General features: G+C 51.6%; 25 protein-coding genes. 9 read left to right on the forward strand and 16 right to left on the reverse strand.

Annotated features, from left to right (window positions below; all coding sequences use genetic code 11):
• The first annotated feature begins 145 nt into the window (after positions 1 to 145).
• The 4 genes from GS535_RS02110 to GS535_RS02125 all read left to right on the forward strand — a co-directional run bounded on the left by GS535_RS02110 (position 146) and on the right by GS535_RS02125 (position 3,796).
• Positions 146 to 1,354 (forward strand): 3-deoxy-D-manno-octulosonic acid transferase, encoded by a 1,209-nt coding sequence (locus GS535_RS02110; protein WP_160792009.1) that lies wholly within the window; start codon positions 146 to 148, stop codon positions 1,352 to 1,354.
• 2 nt (positions 1,355 to 1,356) lie between these two features.
• Positions 1,357 to 2,331: a tetraacyldisaccharide 4'-kinase gene (gene lpxK / locus GS535_RS02115; protein WP_237442170.1), complete on the forward strand. Its 975-nt coding sequence runs from the start codon at positions 1,357 to 1,359 to the stop codon at positions 2,329 to 2,331.
• Between the two features lies 1 nt (position 2,332).
• Positions 2,333 to 3,244, forward strand: a complete 912-nt coding sequence (locus GS535_RS02120; RefSeq protein WP_160792007.1) for a lauroyl acyltransferase — start codon at positions 2,333 to 2,335, stop codon at positions 3,242 to 3,244.
• A 171-nt stretch (positions 3,245 to 3,415) separates the two neighbouring features.
• A complete protein-coding gene (locus tag GS535_RS02125) occupies positions 3,416 to 3,796 on the forward strand; it encodes a hypothetical protein (protein ID WP_160792006.1) in 381 nt (126 codons plus the stop codon).
• Positions 3,797 to 3,872: 76 nt separating this feature from the next.
• Here GS535_RS02125 and GS535_RS02130 read toward each other — a convergent pair whose 3' ends face one another.
• Positions 3,873 to 5,303: a penicillin-binding protein activator gene (locus tag GS535_RS02130; protein ID WP_370518154.1), complete on the reverse strand. Its 1,431-nt coding sequence runs from the start codon at positions 5,301 to 5,303 to the stop codon at positions 3,873 to 3,875.
• Positions 5,304 to 5,344: 41 nt separating this feature from the next.
• On the opposite strand from GS535_RS02130, the gene rsmI reads away from it, so the two are divergent.
• Positions 5,345 to 6,169 (forward strand): 16S rRNA (cytidine(1402)-2'-O)-methyltransferase, encoded by an 825-nt coding sequence (gene rsmI / locus GS535_RS02135; protein ID WP_160792005.1) that lies wholly within the window; start codon positions 5,345 to 5,347, stop codon positions 6,167 to 6,169.
• Positions 6,170 to 6,173: 4 nt separating this feature from the next.
• On the opposite strand, the gene GS535_RS02140 is transcribed toward rsmI, so the two are convergent.
• The 3 genes from GS535_RS02140 to GS535_RS02150 all read right to left on the reverse strand — a co-directional run bounded on the left by GS535_RS02140 (position 6,174) and on the right by GS535_RS02150 (position 9,162).
• Positions 6,174 to 6,794, reverse strand: a complete 621-nt coding sequence (locus tag GS535_RS02140) for an outer membrane lipoprotein carrier protein LolA (protein ID WP_160792004.1) — start codon at positions 6,792 to 6,794, stop codon at positions 6,174 to 6,176.
• Positions 6,795 to 6,868: 74 nt separating this feature from the next.
• Positions 6,869 to 8,251 carry a glutamate--cysteine ligase gene (locus GS535_RS02145; protein ID WP_160792003.1) on the reverse strand — a complete coding sequence of 461 codons (1,383 nt, stop codon included), beginning with the start codon at positions 8,249 to 8,251 and terminating at the stop codon, positions 6,869 to 6,871.
• 176 nt (positions 8,252 to 8,427) lie between these two features.
• Complete coding sequence (locus GS535_RS02150) at positions 8,428 to 9,162, reverse strand: 16S rRNA (uracil(1498)-N(3))-methyltransferase (RefSeq protein ID WP_160792002.1); 735 nt, start codon at positions 9,160 to 9,162, stop codon at positions 8,428 to 8,430.
• 91 nt (positions 9,163 to 9,253) lie between these two features.
• Here GS535_RS02150 and ubiA point away from each other — a divergent pair, with 91 nt between their 5' ends.
• On the forward strand, positions 9,254 to 10,171 hold the full coding sequence (gene ubiA, locus GS535_RS02155; protein WP_160792245.1) for a 4-hydroxybenzoate octaprenyltransferase: 918 nt from the start codon (positions 9,254 to 9,256) through the stop codon (positions 10,169 to 10,171).
• A gap of 20 nt (positions 10,172 to 10,191) precedes the next feature.
• Here ubiA and GS535_RS02160 read toward each other — a convergent pair whose 3' ends face one another.
• From GS535_RS02160 to GS535_RS02180, 5 genes are all read right to left on the reverse strand, one after another.
• Positions 10,192 to 11,595 (reverse strand): MFS transporter, encoded by a 1,404-nt coding sequence (locus GS535_RS02160; protein WP_160792001.1) that lies wholly within the window; start codon positions 11,593 to 11,595, stop codon positions 10,192 to 10,194.
• A 6-nt stretch (positions 11,596 to 11,601) separates the two neighbouring features.
• The gene (locus tag GS535_RS02165; protein WP_160792000.1) at positions 11,602 to 13,014 is read right to left on the reverse strand and encodes a sugar porter family MFS transporter; all 1,413 of its coding nucleotides are present in this window, start codon (positions 13,012 to 13,014) and stop codon (positions 11,602 to 11,604) included.
• 122 nt (positions 13,015 to 13,136) lie between these two features.
• Positions 13,137 to 14,504 carry a ribosome biogenesis GTPase Der gene (gene der, locus GS535_RS02170; RefSeq protein WP_160791999.1) on the reverse strand — a complete coding sequence of 456 codons (1,368 nt, stop codon included), beginning with the start codon at positions 14,502 to 14,504 and terminating at the stop codon, positions 13,137 to 13,139.
• On the reverse strand, positions 14,497 to 15,912 hold the full coding sequence (locus GS535_RS02175) for a PQQ-like beta-propeller repeat protein (RefSeq protein WP_160791998.1): 1,416 nt from the start codon (positions 15,910 to 15,912) through the stop codon (positions 14,497 to 14,499). The genes der and GS535_RS02175 overlap by 8 nt, the downstream gene beginning before the upstream one ends.
• The gene (locus GS535_RS02180; protein WP_160791997.1) at positions 15,909 to 16,577 is read right to left on the reverse strand and encodes a tetratricopeptide repeat protein; all 669 of its coding nucleotides are present in this window, start codon (positions 16,575 to 16,577) and stop codon (positions 15,909 to 15,911) included. Before GS535_RS02180 ends, GS535_RS02175 begins: the two co-directional genes overlap by 4 nt.
• 110 nt (positions 16,578 to 16,687) lie before the next feature.
• Between GS535_RS02180 and GS535_RS02185 the strand changes: the two genes are divergently transcribed.
• On the forward strand, positions 16,688 to 17,614 hold the full coding sequence (locus GS535_RS02185) for a glycosyltransferase family 2 protein (protein ID WP_160791996.1): 927 nt from the start codon (positions 16,688 to 16,690) through the stop codon (positions 17,612 to 17,614).
• Positions 17,615 to 17,621: 7 nt separating this feature from the next.
• Here GS535_RS02185 and GS535_RS02190 read toward each other — a convergent pair whose 3' ends face one another.
• Genes GS535_RS02190 through GS535_RS02220 form a run of 7 tightly spaced genes read right to left on the reverse strand, consistent with a single transcriptional unit; the run spans position 17,622 to position 23,393 of the window.
• On the reverse strand, positions 17,622 to 18,944 hold the full coding sequence (locus GS535_RS02190; protein WP_160792244.1) for a dihydroorotase: 1,323 nt from the start codon (positions 18,942 to 18,944) through the stop codon (positions 17,622 to 17,624).
• On the reverse strand, positions 18,934 to 19,866 hold the full coding sequence (locus GS535_RS02195) for a glycosyltransferase family 9 protein (RefSeq protein ID WP_160791995.1): 933 nt from the start codon (positions 19,864 to 19,866) through the stop codon (positions 18,934 to 18,936). The genes GS535_RS02190 and GS535_RS02195 overlap by 11 nt, the downstream gene beginning before the upstream one ends.
• Positions 19,863 to 20,561, reverse strand: coding sequence for a DNA polymerase III subunit epsilon (dnaQ, locus tag GS535_RS02200; RefSeq protein WP_160791994.1), 699 nt, complete (start codon positions 20,559 to 20,561; stop codon positions 19,863 to 19,865). The genes GS535_RS02195 and dnaQ overlap by 4 nt, the downstream gene beginning before the upstream one ends.
• A 7-nt stretch (positions 20,562 to 20,568) precedes the next feature.
• On the reverse strand, positions 20,569 to 21,186 hold the full coding sequence (coaE, locus tag GS535_RS02205) for a dephospho-CoA kinase (RefSeq protein WP_160791993.1): 618 nt from the start codon (positions 21,184 to 21,186) through the stop codon (positions 20,569 to 20,571).
• Between the two features lie 4 nt (positions 21,187 to 21,190).
• Positions 21,191 to 22,036: a shikimate dehydrogenase gene (locus GS535_RS02210; protein ID WP_160791992.1), complete on the reverse strand. Its 846-nt coding sequence runs from the start codon at positions 22,034 to 22,036 to the stop codon at positions 21,191 to 21,193.
• The gene (locus GS535_RS02215; protein ID WP_160791991.1) at positions 22,033 to 22,818 is read right to left on the reverse strand and encodes an N-formylglutamate amidohydrolase; all 786 of its coding nucleotides are present in this window, start codon (positions 22,816 to 22,818) and stop codon (positions 22,033 to 22,035) included. The genes GS535_RS02210 and GS535_RS02215 overlap by 4 nt, the downstream gene beginning before the upstream one ends.
• A complete protein-coding gene (locus tag GS535_RS02220) occupies positions 22,815 to 23,393 on the reverse strand; it encodes a TlpA disulfide reductase family protein (protein WP_160791990.1) in 579 nt (192 codons plus the stop codon). Before GS535_RS02220 ends, GS535_RS02215 begins: the two co-directional genes overlap by 4 nt.
• On the opposite strand from GS535_RS02220, the gene argH reads away from it, so the two are divergent.
• Both argH and lptM read left to right on the forward strand, forming a co-directional pair.
• Positions 23,392 to 24,828 carry an argininosuccinate lyase gene (gene argH, locus GS535_RS02225; protein ID WP_160791989.1) on the forward strand — a complete coding sequence of 479 codons (1,437 nt, stop codon included), beginning with the start codon at positions 23,392 to 23,394 and terminating at the stop codon, positions 24,826 to 24,828. The genes GS535_RS02220 and argH overlap by 2 nt on opposite strands.
• An 11-nt stretch (positions 24,829 to 24,839) precedes the next feature.
• Complete coding sequence (gene lptM / locus GS535_RS11000) at positions 24,840 to 25,004, forward strand: LPS translocon maturation chaperone LptM (protein WP_202401619.1); 165 nt, start codon at positions 24,840 to 24,842, stop codon at positions 25,002 to 25,004.
• Positions 25,005 to 25,037: the final 33 nt, after the last annotated feature.

A 25,037-nucleotide genomic window follows, 5' to 3' on the forward strand; every position in this document is an offset into this window, starting at 1 on the left:
TTAATTTTACGCTATCTACCCAAATCTTTTTTTAAGCTTTAGAACACATCCCAAGAATACGTTTGACAGCGTTGAGCTTTGCATAGTGGCCTTTTTTTCTCTCTCTTCCGCCCTCCCTCTCTTATGGCAAGGGGTCGGTGCTTTTATGGCACCTGTCCTAAGGCTTTATCTTACGCGTATCCTCCGTAAAAAAGGGGACGATGCCAGCCGTATTCCCGAAAGATATGGTATCCCCTCTGACGTTCCGCGTGAATTTTACGCCAATCGCCATATCCTTTGGATTCATGCTGCAAGTGTCGGAGAGACACGCGCAAGCTTTCCCCTCATTGACGCACTCCTCTCTCAAAAAAGCGATTTATCTATTCTTTTTACAACAACGACCGCCACCGGTGCGCGTATCTGCGCACAACACCCAGCCTTTGGCGCGCGCCTCCAGCATCAATTTATTCCCTATGATACCCCTCTATGGGTGACGAAATTTCTTAATTTCTGGTCTCCTTCTGGCGCTGTTTTTATCGAAAGTGAGCTCTGGCCAGGAATCATTGCGGCATGTCAGCGCCGTGCCATTCCAACTATGGTGATTAATGCACGCCTTTCAGACCGTAGCTTTCAGCGCTGGCACCGCATTCCTTCTCTCTTCCAAGCACTCTTTCCCAGCCTCACTTGGGTTTCCCCACGAAGTTCTGAAGACAGGAAACGTTTTGAACAGCTTGGCTTTTCACGCTTCATGAAAGAGGGAGATATAAAGGAAGACTCTCCTGCTTTATCCTTTTGTCCAATCGAAGAACAGCGGCTCAGGCATATCATTGGATCACGTCGCGTTTTGGTCGCGGCCTCTACTCATGAAGGCGAAGAGGAAATAATTGCTCAAGCAGTTCAACAAGCCACCGTCCACCATCCTGACATACTCGCGATTATCGTGCCAAGACACCCCGAGCGTGGCCCTTTACTAGCGCAAAAACTCGGTGCCCCCTGCCGTTCTTCCGGGCAAGATCCGTCGCCTTACTGCTCTTTATGGATTGCCGATACACTTGATGAACTTGGGCTTTTTTTCCAGCTCGCCACCCACGCTTTTGTCGGTCATTCCTTGTGCGCTCCGGGAGGGGGGCATAACCCCTTAGAGCCGTTACGCCAACACTGCCGCACTGCTACCGGCCCATATATGGGGAATTGGCGGGAAACCTGCCAAAAACTCACTTCCTTTCTCAGTATTGTTCACGATTCTACAGCCCTTGCCCAATGGCTTGCATCAGAAAGCCCCTTACCTTTCCCCCCTCAACATAATAAGAACTTCTCGCGAGAGCTTGCCGCCCGTATTATAGACACAATTTCCACGCACCCTGCTCCACTATGAAAATGCGTCCGCCCTCTTTTTGGCAACAGCCACCAAGTCTTGCGACAACATTACTAACGCCGCTGGCCGGAGCCGTGCGTCTTCAAGGACAGAGGCGGTTGAAAAAACCCGCCTCACATGTAGCTGTACCCGTCTTATGCTGCGGGAATATTACAGTCGGCGGCACTGGGAAAACCCCTCTTACCCTCCATCTAGCACACCACCTACAAGCGAACGGTTATAACCCGCATATTCTTACAAAAGGGTATAGTGGGCGTTCAAAACAGCAGCGCCTTGTCCTCCCCTCCGATGACCCTATCGATTGCGGAGATGAGACAATTCTCCTCGCTCGCCAAGCCCCTACGTGGCGAGGAAAAAACAGAGTACAAAGCGCGCAAGACGCTATTGCTCATGGAGCAGATTGTCTCATTTTAGATGATGGCCTCCAAGACCCATCGCTCTATAAAGACGTATCTATTCTCGTTATTGACGGCCCTGCAGGCTTGGGAAATGGCCTTATCCTCCCCGCCGGCCCTCTACGCGAAACACTCGACAGTGCGCTTTCACGTATTAAGGCGGCTGTCATGATCGGCAAAGACTGCCATTCTCTCTCTAAACACTTTCCTTCCCATATACCGCTCTTCAAGGCTGAGTTTTCACCCGGCCCAGAAATCCGTGATCTAGTAGGCAAGCAGTGCATTGCCTTTAGTGGGATTGGCCGACCCGAAAAATTTTTCACGATGCTCAAAGAAATGGGCGTGACAGTTATCCGCACGCTCTCTTTTCCTGACCATCATCTCTATACGCCGCGTGACCTTCACCGTCTGTCACAACTTGCTTCTCTCCCCGGTGTGACCCTTGTGACAACGGAAAAGGACGCCGTTAAGCTTCCTCAGGATTTCATTAAAAATATTAAAATCATTACCGTTGATCTTCTATGGCATGATGATACAGCAACGCCCTACATTGTAGATCAACTCTTTCCAAAGACCTTATGACATGAAGACACTCTCTCAAAAGGTAGAATTTTATGCATTATTCCTATGCATGAAATTACTAAGCCTCTTCAAACCAGAACATGCCTCCACAATAATGGGGACTCTATTACGTATATTTGGCCCATTAGCGCCATTATCTTCTATTGGAAAAACCAATCTCGACCTAGCGTTTCCCCATCTTTCAAAACAGCAAAAAAAAGTAATCCTAAGAGATTGTTGGGAAAACCTTGGTCGCACATTTGCAGAGCTCCCCCACATACCAACATTACCTTATAACTCATCATCAGGAGCGGGATGGTCTGTCGAAGGAACATGTTGGCTGGAAGAAGCCAAACTCAGCAAACGACCCATCATCTTCTTTTCAGGCCATCTAGGTAATTGGGAGATTATGCCAACTGCTGTTGCGTATTTTGGACTTCCATTTGCCTCTTTCTATCGGGCGCCTAACAATCCTTATGTTGACCGCCTTCTTTCTCAACTTCGCAAAAAAAATATTGGCCGTTCAGATATTCCCTCATTCCCAAAAGGAGCAAAAGGTGCGCGCGCTTCTATGCGCTACCTTTCCCAAGGAAATCATTTAGGCATTTTAGGCGATCAGAAAATGAATGATGGAATATGCGCTGGTTTTTTTGGCCGTCCAACCATGACCGCACCAGCTGCCGCCGCCTTAGCCCTTAAATTTAATGCACTCATTGTCACTGGGTATGTCCGCCGAGAAGGCCCTGCCCGTCTGGTTTTGGAAGTATTTCCTCCATTCGACCCGCACTCATATACCCATCCTTCCCAAAAACGTCGTGATACCATTCAAAAAGTGACACAAATTCTTAATGATCGTTTGCAAGAATGGATTACCAACCGCCCGGGCGAATGGCTTTGGTTGCATCGTCGATGGGATAAAAAGACTTACCGATAGGACAATCCTGCCATGCACAAAAAACATGGTAGATTTGCAACACCTAGAATTCTTCGTCGCGAAGATCGCTTTTTACAATTGAGAAAGCCTTCATCCTCCTCCAAGCTCATAACAGATGTCAGCCATAAACGGAGTGAATAGCTCACTCTCTGTTCGGAAGAGGATATCCTGATGGCACAGAAGGCTTTTCTTAAAACGCGCTCTCTAACCACGTCGCATCAGATGAGCAGCTGTGAAGTAATCCCTCTTCGGCAGCGCATTCTTCCTCGCCATAAAGACTATCTCATGCGTTGGCTTGAAGCCGGTGAAACCATGGGGTTACTTGACGCTGCTGTTGATACCCTTTCCTCCTCTCCCGTGTCCTATGAAGTCGCCGAGCAGGTGCTTATCTGGGTTCGAGAAAACGCAGAACCAGCCTATATCGTTCGTCCTGAAGGGCGAGGTTGGGTACTGATTGACCACCTGCGTGACCGTGAAATTGGACGCTACGTTAATTTTACGACAGCACTTCGCACCATTCGTCCTGTTCTGCCAATTAACGACCAAGCGTAGAGCGATTTAGCGTTTCATGCTGAGAAGAAAAACGACCCTTAGAGGCCGTTTTTCTTTTGTCTCCCTATGCCTCCTCTTATGGAGTAAAGGATGTTTGTGTCAGCCCATCGGTCATCTTAGGAGTCATCTTTCCTTGCGTTGGAGCGGGTAAAGTCTGCGCGGGTGCACTGACTTGAAAATGTTGCGACGCAGGGATAACGAGCTGTCCTCCACCTCCGGGAAGAATTTGATAAATCCCAAGATCACGCAGCACACGCCCATCAGTTTTTAACCGGAACACGCCATTCACGCCCATAAAGCCATCTGGACGTGTCAAACTCGCTGTATTCAGTGCATTCTGACGGGTTAATGCTGCTGCTAACGCCACCGAATCGTAAGCAAAGTCCGTCACTGGTGACGGCGCATGTCGATACACCGCTTGATAACGCTGCACATAACCACTTCTCTGCTTTGGATCGAATGCTACGTACCAAGCCCCTCGTAAATCTCCCAGCTTTCCGTCAAATGAGCGCCAAAGCATAGGCCCTAAAATACGCACGGCTGATAGCGAATCGATTTGGTCATTTTTAAGAGACGTAATCACACGTGCCAAATTCAGGCCCGTATCTCCCAACAATAAAGCATCGAACGGAGGCGGTGCAATTACTCCCCCGTGAGGCGTAGGTGGCACAGTGGCATCACTCGTCGAATCGGGAACAGGATTGATCGCTGAAGGCTGGTTGTCGTCTCCATTAGAAGAAGCAGATGTTTGCTGCGGTGCCCTACGTGCTGAAATGGCCGATAGATCTGCCATTTTCGTTGCAATATCCTCAGGCTGATCAGTATGGAAAACAATCTTAGGAGGCTCCAAATTGGCCTCCTGACAGGCTGCGGCCAGCCCCTCTCCCATCGCATGCCCTAATGCTGTATCGGGAAGGAAAGCAGCAAAATGTTTGCGTCCATCAGCAATCGACGCATCTACAAGGCGATGCACCTGTTGCTCTGGTGTTAGACCCATCGCCCATACCCCTGGGCGAGCTTGCTGCACGTCACTCGTAAACGCTAATTCAGGCACATGAGCAGGCTGGACAATGTCTGCAACCTGAGCCGTTTCCCCCGCTGTCAGAGGCCCTGTCACGACACGATCTTTTGCGGCCAACGCGGCTTGTGCGGCTTTAAGTGCTCCACCGGGTTGAGCACTATCAAAAATATCAAGCTCAGGCTTTTGTCCTTCAGGCAGCGCCAGACGCGCCGCTTCCCGCATACGTAGTCCAATCCCAGCCCTTGGCCCCGTTAACGGAAGGATCAAACCAATGCGCTGTTCTCCTGTGGAAGCCTGGTTTTGGCTATTCATCGAGACAGGGGATTGAGAAAATGGCCTCTCATGCTCACCCGAACACGCATTTAATGTCATCAAAACACCGGCCATCAGGGCCAGTTTCCAATTCTGCCCCTTGCCGTGTGATCGTCTATCACGGCAATAAGGAGCAGAGCGGCTCACCGAGGATACCGATGTCTGAAAAACCATATAATACTCCTAGAAATGAACACTCTTCTTGCGGACAACTTATGTTAGTCGCGACGCCTATTGGCAATCTTGCTGATATATCGGCGCGCGCTTTAGATAGTTTACGAGAAGCTGATGCAATTTTGTGTGAAGATACACGCGTTACAACGAAACTTATCCGCCATTATGGTATTATCAATACACTGATTCCGGTTCATGACCATAATGAGCAAGATAGAATCCCTTCTCTTATAGCGCGTTTACATAATGGGGAACGGCTCGCTTTTGTCTCAGATGCAGGCACACCTATTGTTTCAGACCCCGGCTACCGCCTTGTACGAGCAGCTCTGCAAGCTGGCCTAGCCGTTACGTCTCTTCCGGGTGCTAATGCTGCTATCACAGCACTGACACTTTCTGGCCTGCCTCCGATTCCCTTTATGTTTCTTGGGTTTCCCGCACGAGGGGAAGCACGCAAGCATCATTTCGCGTCCCTACGCGCACAGGAACAAGCTGGACTGGCCGCAACATTGATTTGGTACGAATCGCCTCATCGTTTATGCGACACGCTCGACACCTTAAAGGATGTTTTCGGTGAAAAACGCGAGGCGGCCGTTGGGCGTGAACTCTCTAAACGCTTTGAAGAAATGGTTCGTGGATCTCTTGCTGAGGTCGCTGCCCACTTCCGACAAAACGCCCCTCGCGGAGAGATTACACTCTTACTTGGCCCCCCACCCGCTGATGACACGGGCGCGCAAGATCTGGATCAGGCACTCACTGAAGCTTTGCGTACTCATTCCGTCAAAGACGCAGCGACCCTCGTCGCAGGAATGGTCAACCTCCCTAAACGCACAGTCTATAGCCGCGCCCTTGAACTTTCACGTAAGTAAGGGGTTAATCATCATCTTTAGGCAGAGCAAATTCCTTGGCATCAATCGGGACACCCGTCTTCACCTCTGAAAGACGGATGCGCGTTTGTCTCCCTTGTGCATCAACAACGTTCCAGCCCTGTAGCGCAAGAGGATGAGCTGTAAAGAATAAGGTTAGCTCTCCTTCGCTAGGGCTTTCCGTTCTAACCACATGCAGCTCAATCTGCCCTTTTTGTTGATGATATCCTATGATTGTCACATCGCCAGAAAAGTGCGGATGGGGACGTAGTAACAACCCTAGCGGTGTACGATCCAAAGGCATGGTCGTCACTTGATCAATGCTAGTATCTTGGAAGACCATCCGTCCGTCATTAGCGACAACGGACAAAGGACTCGGGGCGTCATAGGTAAAGCGCATCCGTCCCGGGCGCGCCACAAGCACGGTTCCGCGGCTCGTCTGTCTATCCGCAGAACTCACCTGCTCAAAGCGTGCTTGAAAACTCTCTGTCTGGGATAGCGTATCTTCAATATGATGAACGATCGTTTGCTGCGAGGCCGTCAAAGCGACTTCAGCATGAGCTTGTGGTACGGTAATAGCACCGCTTAAAAAGCTCAGTGCAGACGCTAAGAACACGCGTTTCATCATATGATCATTTCCCCCACGAGAGATAAGCACTAAAGAAGAACTAACCGCATGACCGGTATTCTCTTCTCATTCTATTAGATCTGCGCCTCTTTAAAGATAGGACGAACATCGCCCTGCCACGCCGTTTGATAACGATTCAGCCAGTGCTCCGCTTGCGTTGGAGCCCCCTCCGCTATGGCATGAAGCGGTGCTAAGAGCGACTGCTCATCCAACTGACGCGCGACCAAACCCTGCTCCGCCAAAGCCAAAACACGCCGCGCCAAAGCCCGCAACCCGCCAGAAGGGAATGGTGCATCCATCGCTAAGCGCGGCGCATCATGCTGTAACGTATGGTACACATCCCACGGCTGTTCACGCACCAAGGCCTCAGCAGCCTCTAATGTTGCAGAATCATACAACAAACCGACCCAAAACGCGGACTGTGCCACCATCATATCGGGTCGTCCCGCATCAGCTCCGCGCATCTCCAAAAACTGCTTTAATCTCACATCTGGGAAGGCCGTCGTTAGATGGTCTTCAAAATCCCCAACCGTTGGCGTCAACCCTGCGAGAGGAGCCTGCGGTTCTCCCGCAAGCCAGCGGCGGAACGAACAACCTGCCACGTCGATATTACGCCCATCACGTTGGACGAAATACATCGGAACGTCGAGCAACCAATCAACATAGCGCTCAAATCCGAACCCTTCCTCAAAGAAGAGAGGCGGCTGGCCACTACGCTGATTGTCTGTATCCAACCATGTCCGACCACGATTAGAGAGCCACCCCGTCGGCTTCCCTTCAATGAACGGTGAATTCGCCATAAGGGCGGTGATAAGAGGCTGCAACGCTAAAGAGACACGCATCTTACGTGCCATGTCGGCCTCATCGCTAAAATCCAGATTAACTTGAACGGTGCACGTGCGTTGCATCATGTCTAAGCCACGTTGCCCCACTTTCGGCATATACCGACGCATAATCGCATAACGGCTTTTAGGCATCCATGGCAGCTCATCGCGTGACCATAAAGGCTGAAAACCCAACGGGGCAAAACCTAAACCAAGCTGCTCCATCGGTTCTTTCAACGCAGTGAAATGATCCATCATTTCACGCTGGGTATCATGCACTGTTTTTAAAGGCGCACCAGAGAGTTCAAATTGGCCTGCAGGCTCCAACGAAACCGACGCGCCCTTATGCGCATCTAGGCCCTTCAAACCAATAAGAGCATCGCCGTCATAAATAGGCTGCCAAGGCCCAGTTGCTAAGTTTTCCAGCAGAGCCTGAATACCTTTGGGGGTATAGGGTGGAGCCGAAAAAGCAGGACGCCCCTTACCAGCATCATCAGGCTGCACAAAACCAAACTTTTCATGCTCCGTTCCGATGCGCCAATCCTGCTTGGGTTTACAGCCTTGCGCCAGGACTTCAACAAGTTGAGTGCGATGATCAATCGGTGTCGTGTCGTTCTGGCCAGGATTGGACATTCTTTATGCAACCTTAAATAGCGTAACGTGGTGAGCTGGGATTCAAATGACAGCTCTTTGTTCGACCGAGGTCAAACTATCTCATACGGCCTTATCAGCTTCGTTTGTATAATCCTATACCTCTATCGTTCATTTAACGCAGACAGAAGCCAGGATAAATCAAACAACACTCTTTATTACTGTGCCGTCCCCCGACGTCTGACGTCAAGCTGAGAAAGTCCTGCACAAACAGCCGTTTCGGCACGTAACACGAGAGTCCCAAGGGAAAAACATCGTACCGCTTCATGCGTTGTAAGGCGACGTACCTCTTCCTCAGAAAAGCCCCCTTCTGGCCCAATAAGTAAGGCTTCACTATCGCTAGAGGCGAGCCCTTCCCCCTGTCGTTCCAACGCAACTGAGAGCGGGCGCCTAGCTGGCCAACGTGCGAGAAGGGCCGCTAGCGGCTCCATCGGCATAATATCCGGCACGTCTAAACGCTCACATTGTTCGGCAGCTTCCTGCGCGATGAGGGACAATCGCTCATAATTAAGGCGGTGCGTGTTGGTTCTAGCGGTCACAACAGGACGAAAACGCGTTACGCCAAGCTCCGTTCCCATACGAATGATAAGTTCTGTCGCATCACGCTTAAGTGGGGAAAACAGGAGCTCGACCCCATCCGTTTCTTGCTGTGACCGTTCTTGCGTCAAGAGACGCACTGCGCCGCTATGACGTTTTAGCTCCTTGATCTGAGCAGACCATTCCCCATCCCGGCCATTAAAGAGCTTTACCAGATGGTCAGGCTGAAGACGCATCACTTTACCCAGATAGTGCGCTTGCCCACCGGTGAGAGAAACATCATGGCCTGCCTGCCAAGCGGGGCCATCTGCAACACAATAAAGACGAGGATCCATACGAGTCATACGTTGAGGCATACCGCCTTCCCCGCTGTGAGGCCAGCCTCTTATGGTAAGAACGTTACCTCTTTTCGTTGACGCGCCGCTTATTCTGACAGATGACGTAAGAATGCCTGATCATTCTTCCCATACTGATATACGTCGTGACGGCTTGATCGCACATCTTGCTGAACCATGGCAGTCTTACGCTCTTCTCGCCCGGCTTGATCGTCCTGTTGGGAGCTGGTTACTTTTTCTCCCCGGCGTGTTTGGCATTTTTCTGCCAGCAGAAGGGGCCTCTCTCAAAATACGTTTCTTCTACACAGCGCTTTTTGCCATAGGCTCCATTGCCATGCGCTCTGCAGGCTGTGTCGTGAATGACATCTGGGATCGTGATATTGACCGCCATGTATCACGCACAGCTGGCCGCCCGCTTGCGAGCGGAGCCCTGACCCTCCGTCAGGCCTTTTCCCTTCTCGCATGTCTTTTGCTCATTGGGCTTGCAGTTTTACTCGCTCTACCACCAATCTGTTGGGCCTTAGCACCGATTGCCCTGCTCCTCGTTGCCCTCTACCCCGCCGCTAAACGTGTTACCTGGTGGCCTCAACTGGTTATGGGCTTTACGTTCGGATTTGGAGCGCCAATGGGCTATGTCGCCAGCCACGGTACGTTTGATTCTCGCGGCTGGGCCCTCTACATAGGCGTCGTCATTTGGCAGCTTGGCTTCGACACAATTTATGGCTTCCAAGATATGGAGGACGATGCACGAATCGGTGTTAAATCGACCTCACAACGTATGTTGACTATTGCTAAACCATTTATATGTGGTTGTTATATCCTCACACTCATTCTCTTTGGCTGGAGCGCTTCCACCGCATCTCTCAGCCCTTATTTCTGGATTGGTTTTGCCCCTGCTGCTCTATGGATGCTCTATCAAGGCATCACATTAACACCATACGATGCTCCGGCCTGCCTAAAAGACTTCCGACAAAATATCCCCATCGGCATTCTTTTAGCGATCGGCTTTATCATGGGGCGTCTCATATAAAAACGCCCCATGATCATTCCTTAAGAAGCCTTACTGACCTTAAACCAGGCTCGAGCAGCACTCAGCAGTGCGCCACTTGCTGCGACACAAGCCGCCGCGCCTAGGCAGATAAAGGCAGGATGAGGAAAGATCGTAAACAGTCCCGCTACCAGAAGTGCGCCCGTTGTTTGGCCAGACAAGCGAGAGACTGACAGCATCCCGCTCGCACCCCCTTCACGTCCCGGAGGCGCTGTCACCATGATCGCGCGATTATTGGGTGGTTGAAACAGGCCGAACCCTAACCCAGCCACTAAAGTTCGCCAGGCAATAGCGCTATTGCTCGCTTCCGGTGATAGTGTCCACAGCAAAACAAAACCCATCGCCGTTACAAGCAACCCTAAGGACGACAGCATTGAGGCCGGGAAGCGGTCTGCCACGCGTCCAACAATGAAGGACATAGACGCGACACCAACCGCCCAAGGTGCAATCAGCAAACCAACGGTCGCTGGGTTACGGTGGAAGGCTTCAGTAAGGGTAAAAGGCATCGCAACGATATAAAGGTTGGACGCTACAAAACCAGAAAATGCCACAAGGCAGGCAATGAGGAATGGCCCTCTTTTAAGAAGATCCAACGGCACAATCGGTTCGACATGATGTCTTTGCCAACGAAGCAATAAAGCCCAGCACACAATACTACCGACTGTTAAACCAATGCCTGGCACAACATCGCCATGCATTAAACTATCTAAGCCAATTCCAGTCAGTGCAAAGGAAGCGACTGTAAGCAACGATCCTGGAATATCAACTTTCAACGCACTCTGTGGCGTTTTTGGCAAAGCCATGCTGGAAAGAATAAATGCCACCCCACCTAGCGGCAAATTCACCCAGAAAATCCACGGCCATGACGAAACTGACAGAATGAAAGAGCCAATCGTTGGGCCAAGCGCCACCCCTAAGCCAACGAAAAGACCATTAATCGCAATACCGCGCCCAAGGAGTTTGTGTGGATAGATAAAGCGCACCAAGGCAATATTGACGCTCATGACGCAAGAACCACCAATACCCTGCAGCGCACGTGCGAGCGTGATTTCCAGCATCGTATGAGACAGAGCGCAGGCAGCAGAAGCAACTAGGAACAATAATATCCCTATTTGGCTCATACGCCCAAAACCAATACGTGCCCCCAAAGCAGCTAATGGGAGCAGGCAGGATAAATTGGCGAGCTGATACGCGTTCACAACCCAAATCGCTTGAGAAGGGTCTGAATGGAGGTCTGTCGCAATGCTCGGCAAGGCAACATTGGCAACAGAATAATCAAGAATGGATAAAAGAAGAGCCAGCAAGACAGCCGTCATCGCCTTAATACGCTGCGCTCCATAAAGCCCAGCATGGCGTTCCGGATCGTATTCCCCTTCCAGACTAGGGTCTGCCTTACTGGCTACCATGACACATTATTCTCCTAATTGACGCAGGGGCTTGCCTGCAAAAAGATTAGTCTCGATTTTTTCCAATGACGCGCCACGTGTTTCAGGCACAAACCCCAGCGTGACCAAAAGGAATACACCATTAAACGCGGCAAAGAGAACAAACGTCCAAGAGGCTCCTGCCGCAACCATTAAAAGCGGGAAAAGACTAGAGATAACCCAGTTCGCAGCCCAGTTCGTCACTGTTGAACAACCGATCCCGAAATCACGTCCACGTGTTGGTTGCACTTCCGAGCACAAAGCCCAAACAAGCGGCCCTTCCCCAATGGCAAAACCCGCAACAAAGAGCAAAATAAGACCGCAGAGCACGATAGCCGTCATAGTATCCTGATGGCCTAAAGCCAGAATCCCAGCGACCCCTAAAAGCGATACCGCCACAACAATACAACTTGTCAGTAGCAACGGACGGCGCCCCCAACGGTCAGCAAACATAATCGCCACCGCCGTAAAGGCCATATTCGTCAAACCAACGAGCGTTGTCGCCCAGACCGACGCATTCGTGCCAAAATGAGCGGCTTGGAAAACCCGCGGTGCATAATAGAGAAGTGCATTAATACCGCTTAATTGCTGCATAATCTGCAAGATCACGCCTAGAAACACGGAGCGTTTGAAGTTTCGATTGCTCCGAAAAAGGCCAAATCCAGAATCGCTGCTTTTTGCCAAGCGGCCCTGAATATCCTGTAATTCTGCTTCTGCGACTTCTTCATCAGACCTCAACACATGCAGCACTTTACGGGCGCGATCATGCTCACCCCGCATCATGAGCCAGCGCGGGCTATGAGGAAGAATGAGCACAACCAAAATAAATAAAACGGCTGGAACGGCCATAACACCGAGCATCCAACGCCAATGCCCACCTGCTGAGAGAAGACTATCGGAGATAAAAGCGAGAAAAATCCCTAAAGCGACCATCAGCTGATAGAGAGAAATCATCGCTCCACGAGCCGATTCAACGGTAATCTCAGAAATATACAGCGGAGCAGCAAAAGCGGCGACCCCGACGGCAAGCCCCAAAAAGATGCGCCCTATGACAAGCATGCTCACCCCAGGAGCAAGAGCGCATAATAACGTCCCCGCTAAGAAGAGGACACCCGCTCCAAACATGGCGCCTGTCCGTCCAAATGTCACCGAGATACGTCCAGCAAACGCAGATCCGAAGGCTGCCCCAGCCATCATGGAAGAGACAATCCAACCCTGCATTGCGGTGCTCGCGTGGAAGTCAACCGCAATAAAAGGCAAAGCCCCCGCGACAACCCCAGTATCAAGACCAAACATCAGTCCCGATAGAGCCGCCAAAATGCCCAAAACCGTTGCACGCGCTGTACTTCTTTGCGCTGCTCCCTCTCCCTCATGACGGGGAGTTGGCGTTACCCCTACCATACTCTCTCTCTTTCCTTAGCAAGCTCTCCCCCGTATCATTTATACAGAACTTGCCATCACGGCCTTTAGGGCCGGAAGACTTCTCCCGGCCCTGTAACCTTCCTCATCCATATATTCTGCAGCTACTTGCCATCCTGCTGCACAAAAGGATTCCGGCTTCCTCGTAGCTGCAACCGAATCGGCGTTCCCGGTAAATGGAAGGTTTCACGCAGTCCATTTACCAAATAGCGCTTATAACTATCGGGCACCTGCTCAGCACGCGTTCCAAACACCACAAAGGTTGGTGGGCGTGACTTCACCTGCGTAATGTAACGCAGCTTCAAACGCCGCCCATCAACCAAGGGTGGCTGATGCCGCTCAAGCGCTTCTTCAAACCAGCGATTAAGATCACTCGTCCCAACACGCGCATTCCACACTTCGCTCGCACGGCGCACAGTTGGAAGAAGACGACGCAACCCTTCACCCGTCAGTGCAGAGAACGTCACAACCGGGATCCCGCGCATCTGCGCTAATGAAATCTCGATCCGGTCAGAAATAGCCCGACGTGTTGCCTGACGGTCTGTCACCGTATCCCACTTATTCAAAGCAAGAACACAGGCCCGACCTTCACGTTCAATCAAACGAGCAATCTGCAAATCTTGCTCGTCAATGCCACGCTCTGCATCCAACACGAGAACGACCACTTCTGCCATCTTCATCGCTTCAATCGACGCAGACACTGAAACACGCTCAAGGCCCGCTTTCACACGCGCACGTTTGCGCATACCCGCCGTATCAACGATCTCAATCGGGCCATCTTCGTCTTCAAGCCACGCACTAACAGCATCGCGTGTCAAACCGGCCTCGGGGCCTGTAATCATGCGTTCTTCACCCAGCAAGGCATTCAATAGCGTTGACTTGCCAGCATTGGGGCGGCCGATAATTGCCATCCGTAAAGGCTTAACAGCCTCTTCATCCTCTGCATCATCATGCTTGGGAAGATGTTCAGCAATCACCGACATAAGATCGGCCATACCTTCCCCATGCTCTGCGGAGACAGCAAGGGGCGTTCCCAACCCTAACGAATAGGCATCATACGCCCCTTGCACACCTGCACGCCCCTCAGCCTTGTTGGCAACCAACAGGACAGGACGATTTTGACGGCGCAGCCAGTTCGCAAAATGCGCATCTGCCGGTGCGATACCGGAACGCGCATCCACGCAGAACAAGACGAGATCTGCCTGTGCAATACCTTGCTCGGACGATGCTCGCATTCGCCCAAAGAGCGTTTCTGGCGCAGCTTCTTCCAGCCCAGCCGTATCAATTAAACGAACACGATGACCGCGTAACAAGGCTTCGCCTTCTTTACGATCACGCGTAACGCCGGGTTCATCGGACACAATCGCCCGACGACGCCCAATTAACCGATTAAATAACGTCGATTTCCCAACATTTGGCCGCCCAACGACAGCCACGACAGGCAGTTTCCCTGCCTTATTTTTCTCAACCATATGCGCGCAGCACACCATCTTGCGTCAGTGCCAGTACTTTCCCATCGCATACAATAGGCTGCACCTGACAGGAGGCCGGAATGGAAGAAGAACCTTCCACCTTCCCCGTTATTGCATCAACCACCACCATGCCATTTTCCGGCAAGGAGGAGAAACAAACGATCTTATTTTCAACAAGCAATGGCCCAACCCATTGCACACTCCCTTTCTGGGCTTGTTCATTTTCAAAACGCCGAAGCTGCGTCACCCAACGCACTTGCCCCGTCAAACGATCCAAACAAGCAACTTGCTGATCTAACGACACAACGTAGAGCCAGTCTCCACACACGCAAAGCGGGTTTTGGCTACTGACTTCACGCTCCCATAGGCGACGGCCAGAACGCATATCAATCGCCACCATCACCTGAGACATGGAAACGGCATAGGCCGTACCCTCAACAATCACAGGAGCTCCACGCACACAGGCAAAATCGAGCATAGCCCCTAGACCATTACCACCGCCTAAGCTATCGCTCCATACGACTTCACCCGACGTGGCACGCAGTGCGACAAGATCGCCACTACCAAATCCTGCCAACACGATGCCATTTACAATTGCAGGTGTCGCCTGCCCAAGAATACCTGTGCTGACTTCAGTCGCTTGGTATGTCCATGCTTGACGCCCCGTAGCCGTCTCTAGAGCATAAAGACGTTCATCAATCGTACTAAAGACCATCAAACCGTTTGCTATAGCAGGGGCTGAACGACCGGGAGTGATGAGATCAACACTCCATTTTTGGCGTCCCGTTGCTGCATCAACAGCCAACGCTTGAGAGACACCATCCACGATATAAAGCGTGTTGCCGTCTAACGCTAAGCCGCCACCGATATTCGTCGAACGTGTATGGCGTGCCGGTTGCAAATGCCATTGTAAGGAAAGTTGGGGCCAACTCCATGCTCGTACATGGCCTTGCGCATCAATGGTAAAAATGCGCTGGTTTCCAATAACCGGCGGAGATTGCAACGCGCCATGTTCATTAGGAATAATCGCGACTAAAGCAAGAAGACTCATTGGGTCTACCTGCGCCCCAATTGAATGCGTCCATGCCTTCTGAACGCCTGTCCACCGCGCATTGACCGCTTCATGCGATGGCGTACGGCCATCTTGAGACCATTGTGTGACGTTCTCAACGGCAGGAAGCGTAATGGATGCGGTGTCCTTCTGGCTCACACTCAACCCTGCCCCGGTGGACAGAACATCAGAACGCCGTCCAGGCAAAGCTGGCTTGCGAGGGTCATCCTCAAACATGCCACAACCACCAAGAGATGCGAGCGCCCCGCTAGCACACGCCGCCTTTAGAAGGGCACGACGAGGCACTCTCCTCACCTTTTCCTGCTCTTTATGTGGAGAACAAAAGCGACGAATCATCCAGCATCTCCCAATGTCTGCAACAACAAACCAGCCCGATCGCGTAAAGCTTCACTGCTATCTGGTGACATCTTTACTTCCACTAACAAACGACGCGCTTCATTTTTCTGAGCTTTTGTCGCATCAGCGCGCATATCCAAAACAGCCAACCCTTCTCGGGCGAGCGAGGCCCAACTTCCCCCTTCTTGCACGAGATTTTGATAACCTTGTCTTAACGTCTCAGTAGAAGCCGTATCCATCTGTGCATTCAAGCTAAGATAGCGTGCCATCTTCCTTAATGCAGGTTCAGCCTTTGTGTCATCTGAGACCTGCTTCCAAAGTGATAAAGCTTCAGACGTGTCGTGACTTTTTTGTTTGAGATCAGCCAAGGCCATCGCAGCATAGCCCCGCACACCTTGAGGGGCATGAGCGGCGAGGTCTGCCAATGTGCCAACAGCCTTTGGCTCCTCCTCTGGGCTGTTGCGCATTTGCATCGCGTCCATATAGGCAACAGAAGCCTTGTTTTGTGCGAGATGAAGCGTGTGTTGTTGCCATTCCCAAACACCAACGCCTACACCACAGGCGAGGATCACTCCAAGAGCCACAATTCCCACACGGCCTGCAATGGTTCGGATACGTTCAGCTTGCAGATCATCGTTGATCTCTTGGATAAATTCGTCTGCCACGGTATTTCCCTGCTGGATCAGTCAGTTAACTGTGGGCAACCATACAGTGCCGCACCGCTGGCAGCAAACAGGCTAAACATGAAAGAGTTATAAAAAGGACGGAATAAATCATGCCAGTCGTTAAAGTCCTCATGATGCAGAAAGATGAAGGCCCTCGTCTTGCGCGATGGCTGACACATTACGGGCAAATTTTCGGCATGAAAAATCTTATTCTTTTTGACAATGGCTCCCAAGATCCCTTTACGCTTGCCCTTCTAAAAGAAGCAGAACGCCATGGGTGTCATGTGCGCTATGATCTTACGTCAACAGGAGATTTCCGGGAAAAAGGTCAGCATTTCACCAATGTTATTGCCTCTCTTGACCACGACGTGCATTACGATTTCGCGCTGCCTGTCGATTGTGATGAACTGCTCTGTGCTTTTACTGAAGACGGTCTCTCCCTTCAAAAAGAAGCTATCTATGAAGAACTCGAACGTCTGAAACCCTGCCGTGGCCCTTTGACCATCAATTTGTCTCTCTTCAACGTTCCACAGCAAGAAGGCTGGTACGCTCCGCGTCGTCTCTTCCCCAAAGGCTTTGTGCCAGCTCGCTGTGGAGCTCGAATCGACAATGGTCATCATTTCCCGACGTCACAAGAGGAGCCCAACTCTACCCTGACACGTTTTACCTACCTCCATAATCATCACCGCCCCTATCAAGAGATGATCAACCGCGCCAAGGCAAAGCTTGCTCTGGAGGTCAATGATATTTCTGATCTTGAAGAATTACGCGAGCATGAGAGCAAAGGGCTACCCGGCGGGCATCTTGTCCGAACAATTTTACAGAACCGCAGACAATATAACGCGACATATAACAATGAAGTGCAGCTCTATTTCCGCGGGAACGGCATTTTACTCCGCCGCCCTCGCGAAAAAGAAGTGCATATCTGGGATTCTCAACGCTATCTGGAACGTCATCCTGACACGGCGAGTTACGTGCCAGGGCCCCTCAGCCATTACCTGACATACGGGGCCCCAGAAGGACGCGAACTTCCTTAACCCTCCATTAAGGCTGGAATGTTACCGTCTGTCCGACCTTTTCTTCACATATCTCATCATCTTTCATGACGATGTGACCACGAACGATCGTTGCGATAGGCCAGCCTGTTACGGTTGTGCCATTGAAAGGTGTCCAGCCGGCAGGTGACGCGATCCAGTCATTGGTGATTTCCCGCTTCTTCTTCATATCCACTAGCGTGAAGTCAGCATCAAACCCAACGGCCAATCGGCCCTTATTCGGCACGCCATAAACGCGTGCAGGCCCAGCGGCCATCACATCAGCAAGACGGGAAAGGCTCAGGCGTCCTGCATTCACATGGTCAAGCATGACCGGCACGATCGTTTGCACGCCTGTCAAACCAGAGGGGCATTCCAACCAAGGCTTTTGCTTTTCGCCCAAAGGATGGGGAGCATGATCTGAAGACACGACGTCCACACGACCATCACGAAGAGCCGCCCAGCTTTCCAAATAATGACGCTCATCATTGCGGATAGGCGGGTTCATGACCGACATCCCCCCCAAACGCTCGTATGATTCCGGCCCTTGTTGGGTCAGATGGTTCGCTAATAACTCAACCGTGGCAATGTCACGATGCTCTTTCAGGTAGAGAAGTTCCTCTTGGGTTGAAACATGCAGGATATGAACGGGGCGATTAACTTTATGACCGAGCGCAACAATACGCTTTGTGCCACGGAACGCGCATTCTTCATCGCGCCACTCTGCATGCATCCGATGAGGCTGCCCAACATGAAAATGAGGCCTACGCTCCTGAAGGCGATATTCATCTTCTGAATGAAAGGCGACACGACGATGGCCTGAGCGTAACACCGCTTCAATCCCCTCATCGTCCTCAATCATCAGGTTCCCTGTTGAAGACCCTGCAAAGACTTTGACCGCGCAAACGCCGGGTTCAGCTTCCATTTTAGCAAGCAAAGGCGTGTTCTCACGCGTCGCACCGATATACATCGCCACATCAATATGAGCGTTTCTCTCAATATGCTGGCGCTTCCAGTCCAGCATGTCGATGCTGGTTACTGCAGGGTTAGTGTTGGGCATGTCAAAGACAGAGGTTATCCCGCCTAAAGCCGCAGCTTTTGTCCCTGTTTCAATCGTTTCTACTTCTGGACGACCGGGGTCACGCAGATGCACATGGGCATCAATCAAACCGGGCAGAACATGCAGCCCTGTTGCATCAATCTCCTGCTCCGCTTCATCTGACGCTGTCACCGAAAAAGACGCTATGCGCTTGTCTTTCACACCGATATCAGCCTGCGCCTCTCCCCATGGGAACACGCAGGTTCCATTACGGATAATCACATCATAGCGCATCATTTCTCTCCCTCTGCGAGGCACCATCTTCTGTTAACTGAAAAAGACGGAAAGCCGCCTCTTTCACATCATCGACCTTTAATTGCTCCATCTTCCCCTCGCCTTCAATGCCTGGCGCACAAACTGTCATGGTATAAGGGCCAACCGGTGCATATTGAGACACGCAGCTCGGCCCAAAAAGCCCAAGAGTTGGCACAGAAGCCGCCGCTGCTAAATGCATTAAGCCAGAATCATTCCCCACAAACAGCCGACACTGCCCCAGCAGACACGCAACATCTTCAATAGGATAACGTCCCCCTAGGTCATAGGCGTTAGGCAAAGCTTCTAAAACAGGGCGTGCTTGCTCATATTCCGCAGCACCTGGCCCATAAAAAATCACGGGGTGTAGCCCTAACGTTTCCAACGCTCGCGCTAAGGCAACAAAAGAAGCCGCTGACCAAGCCTTAACCGGACTCCCCGCCGTTGGTGCCAGCGCAACCAGTTGGTGTTGCTTAGGTAATATAGAGCGCCGTTTTGCTACTCTCTCTTGGCTAAGCCAAAGACGCGGCTCTGGGATGTCGGCCCATCCTAGAGCATGTGCATGTTGCGTAATTTTATGGCCGGGCCGACGTCCGCCTTTTACGAGCACACGATGGCGCGCCCAGAGACCAAAACCAACAAGTGAAGACCGCAGATCCACCACCATAAACCAACGCTGGGTAACGCATTGCCTCCATAACGACAGCCAATGTCGGTTATAGCTGCGCTTGTTAAGCGCAATAACGGCCTCACAACGGGGGACAGTCTGGAACAACCCCGTCACCGTTGGGCCACATGCAATTGTAAAACGCGCCTGCGGATAACGCTCCACAAGCGCGGACAACACAGCCATTGACAAAACAGAATCACCAAGCCTGTGAGCCGTAATGAAAAGGATCTTCATCCTTCCCGCAGCCATAATGGATCGTTCAGCTCGGCAATAAAAGCCTTATGGCGCTCCAACTCCTCACCCTCAGGAGGCGCCATCGGTCGCGGAGTACGGCCCGTCACCACATGCCGTTTAGGGCGGCCCGTCTCTGCATCATTCGCACGCTCAGGCCCTGCAAGCCCGAGCCCGCGCTGCCGCCCACCAATCAGCTCCACATACACGTCAGAGAGAAGACGACAGTCAAGCAACGCGTTGTGGGTGCCACGCTCGGAGAGATCAATACCAAAACGTCGGCACAGCGCATCCAAGCTCGCAGGCATTCCGGGATATTTTTTGCGTGCCATAACGACTGTATCAATCGCACGGCTGTCATAATCCAATTCAGCCCGACCGCAATTTTTGAGCTCCGCATTGATAAATTTAAAGTCAAACGGCGCATTATGCGCGATCATCCGACTATCACCGACAAATGCTAGAAAATCATCGGCAATTTTCGCAAAAACCGGCTTATCTTTGAGGTCATCTAACGTGAAACCATGCACACGCGTGGCTTCAGCAGGAATATCCCGCTCTGGATTGATCAAAACATGGTAATAATTCTCTGTACGTAGATCATTCACCAACTCCAGCGCCGCAATCTCGATCACTCGATCTCCCTGCGCTGGATCTAGACCTGTTGTTTCTGTATCAAAAAGGATCGTGCGGGACATGGTTTCCTCACATTGATGAGAGCTCGCCTGTTTCAAGGCGATGAATCAGCGCATGGATCTGTCGCGCTAGATGCCCGCGCGACAACCCTGTTTGTAGCACAATATCAGCACGTTTCTTCCGTTCATGGTCAGACATTTGCCGTGCAATCAGCTGCCGCGCCTCAGCTTCGCTCATCTTCCCCCCTTCACGAGAACGCTTGCGAATACGCGCAACCCTAACAGAGAGCGGTGCGTGAACCAGAACAACAAGGTCACAGTCTTTATCGGCCCCCGTTTCCCACAATAATGGAATATCCAGCACACAGAAACGCACGTTTTTCTGCCGACAAATGTGCAAAAAAGTCTGACGCTCCTGCCTAACAAGAGGGTGCATAATCCCTTCAAGGACAGGGAGCACTTTTTCATCTCGCGCGACTAACTCACGCAGTTTCCCACGATGAAGGACACCATCATGCACAATATCAGGGAAAGCCTGTGCAAGAGCCGCAATAGCGCGGCCATGCGGCCTTTGCAGCGCCTTAACACAGGCATCTGCATCAAAAACCGGGACGCCAGCACGCTGAAAAAGATCAGAAGCTGTGCTCTTTCCCGCCGCCATCCCGCCTGTCAGGCCTAAAACCAGCATAGATTTACTCTATTATTTCTAGGTTTAAATCATGCGCAAGCAGATCAAAGACCGTTTTATCCACGTCAGGTAGCACACCAAACCAACGCTCAAACCCAGCACGCGCTTGATAGATCAGCATGCCCAGACCATCGACAGTTTGCCATCCACGCTTTTGAGCCGCTTTGAGTAAAGGTGTTTGGCGGGGTGTATAGACAATATCGGCAACACGAAGCCCCTCATGACCATCGGCAAGAGCCGCATTCCAATCGAAGTCTGGCTGCCCGTTCATCCCCAGTGACGTTGCATTAACGAGTATTGAAGCCCCTGCGAGCTGTTCAGGCCACTCTTCCCAGGCAATGACCTCGCCAGCGCCTAATGCGTTCACAAGAGCACGTGCCCGCTCAAGAGACCTGTTTGTAATAAGAACCTCACAGCCATGATCCAACAAAGATGCCGCAACCGCACGGGCCGCACCGCCCGCTCCAAGGATCAAGACTTTTCCCATGACACTCACACCATGGGCGGCAAGATTATCGCAAAAGCCAACACCATCTGTACAGTCCCCAACAATCTCTCCTTGATGGAAAGATAAGGTATTCACCGCACCAGCCCGTCGCGCCACAGTTGTCAGACGATCACACACATGAAATGCTACCTCTTTATGAGGAATCGTCACATTAGCCCCACGAAAGCCCGCTGCAACAAGCCCATGAACGGCTGTTTTAAGCTGCTTGGGCGGTACAGGAAGCGGTACATAGGCCCCATTAACCTGATAGGTGCGACACCAATAGTTATGCAGCAGCGGAGAGCGTGAATGACTCACCGGCCAGCCAATCACACCGGCCAGACGTGTTTCCCCATTAATCATGTGCTTTGTCCTTTCCGTTTATCCCAAAAACGCGGCAACAAGCGTGCAAGACGCTCAATCCACTGCTCTTGTCCTTCTCTGTGAGCGATCTGGTCTTGTCGAATTTCAATTTCCAGCGCTGCCAATTGCCGCGTCGCACCATGCTGGGGCACCGTATATTCGTTTAAAGGGTTAAGTACGTAAGGCTGATTGTCCCCCACGCATAGCCCACCTTCCTCTTCTAAAAGCTGGCGCATGATCTGAGCACTTTTGGGGTCATGATCGTGCAATAGTCCGACATGCCATGGCCGCTCCTTGGCCTCTGGCCCCTTCATATGCGGTGTAAAACTATGCAAAGAAACAAAAACTGTTTCTTTTTCCCCTTGCTGATCTAACAAACGATCAATCTGGTCATGATAAGCGTGCAAAATAGCCTCTTCTCGCGCTTTTCTCTCATGAGCCGACAAAGAGTTATTAGCGGGAATCAGCGTTCCATCACTGATAGCAGGGATAGAGGTGGCATGCCCAGCTGCGCGATTACAGTCGATAACCAAGCGTGAATACACCTGTTCGATCAGTGCACACCCCAGACAATCCCGCAGCCCGTATCCAACCTCCCGAATACCAATGTCATAAGCAATATGGCGCTCCCACTGTTCATCCGACAATCCCATATCCCCTAGTCGTTGGGGAACCTGACGCCCCGCGTGATCACTGACGAGTAAAAACGGCGAACGTTGGCGTGCTGGCCACACATGATAAGGGGCCGGGTCATGAATGCTTAAGAAAGAAGGCTCTGTCATTTCGCCTCACGTAAAAGCTGTTGAAGACTCTGCTGAGAATCGGGAGAATCCCACGCGATCCCACCATCTGAAACCGCGCGAATGCGTCCTTGGCTATCAACAAGAACTGTCATGGGCAGCCCTGTATCTTTCAGGTGGGAAAGTGCCGATTGAATGGCCGATTGCTCCCCTACCCAAATGGGAAGGCCTTGCAGAGAAAGACGTTGTGTAAAAGCAGAAACCCGCTCCGGTGCCCCACTCTCTACAGCAACCGGCACAATCGGTAGGTCTGGATGCGCTTGTATAAAATGAGACAGTTTCGGTAGCTCTAAACGGCATGGGCCGCACCACGTTGCCCATAAATGCAATATATACGGTTTCCCACTTGGCGTTAAGCGCTGAGTATGGTCGGGGCCCTGCAACTGTAACGTAAAAGGCGCAGAAAGAGGCGCCTGTACCGTCAGTTCCTGAAGTTTCTGCATCTCTTCAGCCGTTGCGCAATTGTGTAACACGGCCCCGGTCGCTAGGATTGCGGCACCAATAGTACGGATCAACCGTCTTTTTTTCTTCCAGAATGTCAACATAACGGCCATCATGACACAGCTTACTCCCGGAAATACAGAACAACACACGTCATCATCTTCTGACGCGGCCAACCCACAATGGGGTGGACGCTTCGCAAGCGGCCCCGCTGCGATTATGGAAGAGATTAATGCCTCTGTTGGATTTGACCATATTTTATGGCGTCAAGATATCCGTGGGTCACTCGCACACGCCGCTATGCTCCGCAAAGTTGGCCTCCTAACGGAGGAAGAAGAAAACGACATCCGCCGTGGCCTTGCTGATATTGCACGGGATATTGAAGAAGGGCGCTTTGATTTTTCTCCAGCGCTTGAAGATATTCATATGAATATCGAATCACGCCTGTCTGAACGAATTGGAGAAGCAGGTAAACGTCTGCATACAGCGCGCTCCCGCAACGACCAGATTGCAACGGATTTCCGCCTATGGGTGCGGGATTCGATTGATGGCATTTTAAAGCAAACAGAAGCGCTCATGGCCGGTCTCGCAACTCAGGCATTGCGTTATCATGACGTGCCTATGCCAGGGTTTACCCATCTTCAAGTCGCTCAGCCTGTCACCTTTGGCCACCATTTGCTGGCTTATGTCGAAATGCTCAGTCGCGATGCCTCACGGTTAAGCGATGCTCGCGCGCGCCTCAATGAATGCCCTCTTGGGTCTGCCGCCCTTGCTGGTACATCATTCCCCATTGATCGTTCCATGACCGCTCAAGAGCTCGGTTTTGACCGCCCCACAGCAAATTCTCTTGATGCTGTGTCTGACCGTGACTTTGCTCTGGAATACCTCTCTGTTCTGTCAATGGAAGCCATGCATCTCTCCCGTCTTTCAGAAGAGATTGTGCAATGGGCTTCAGCAGCCTTTAACTTTGTCCATCTCTCTGATGCTTTTACAACCGGCTCTTCTATCATGCCGCAAAAGCGTAACCCCGATGCCGCCGAGTTGGTGCGTGCTAAAGTAGGCCGTATCACCGGAGACCTCGTAGGGCTGCTCACCGTTATGAAGGGCCTCCCCCTCGCCTACGCGAAGGACACACAAGAGGACAAAGAGCCTGTCTTTGACGCAACAACAGCCATCACGCTTTCTCTCGCCGCTATGGACGGGATGATCCGCGATCTGAAACCTAACAAAGAACGGATGCGCGAGTTGGCCGGTGCAGGTTTTTCCACAGCGACTGATCTTGCTGATTGGCTCGTGCGTGAGCTACGCCTTCCTTTCCGCACGGCTCACCACGTGACAGGGCGTCTTGTCAGCATGGCTGAACAAAAGACGTGCGATCTTGCTGATCTTTCACTTGAAGAAATGACATCTGTTGAGCCCAACATCAATGAGTCTGTTTATGATGTACTCACCGTTGACGCCTCCCTCGCCTCTCGTACAAGCGTAGGCGGCACAGCCCCTGCTAATGTCAAGAAACAAGCTGAAGCTTGGCTAGAACGTCTTTCCAAATAAGGAACGCTCTCATGATGTCTTTTGCAGCCTTCAATCAACGCAGAATAAAGGCGCTGGCTGTGCTAGCGCTCTGCGTAACATGCCTTGGCCTAAGCGCATGTGGGCGCAAAGGGGCCCCAACGCCACCGGGCCCTGAGAATAAGGTCATCTACCCACACACTTATCCAGCCGATTAATCAGCTGGATATTTTTGAAGAGGTGAAAATGTC

The sequence above is a fragment of the Saccharibacter sp. EH611 genome (assembly GCF_009834765.1).
In the GTDB taxonomy this organism is placed as follows: domain Bacteria; phylum Pseudomonadota; class Alphaproteobacteria; order Acetobacterales; family Acetobacteraceae; genus Saccharibacter.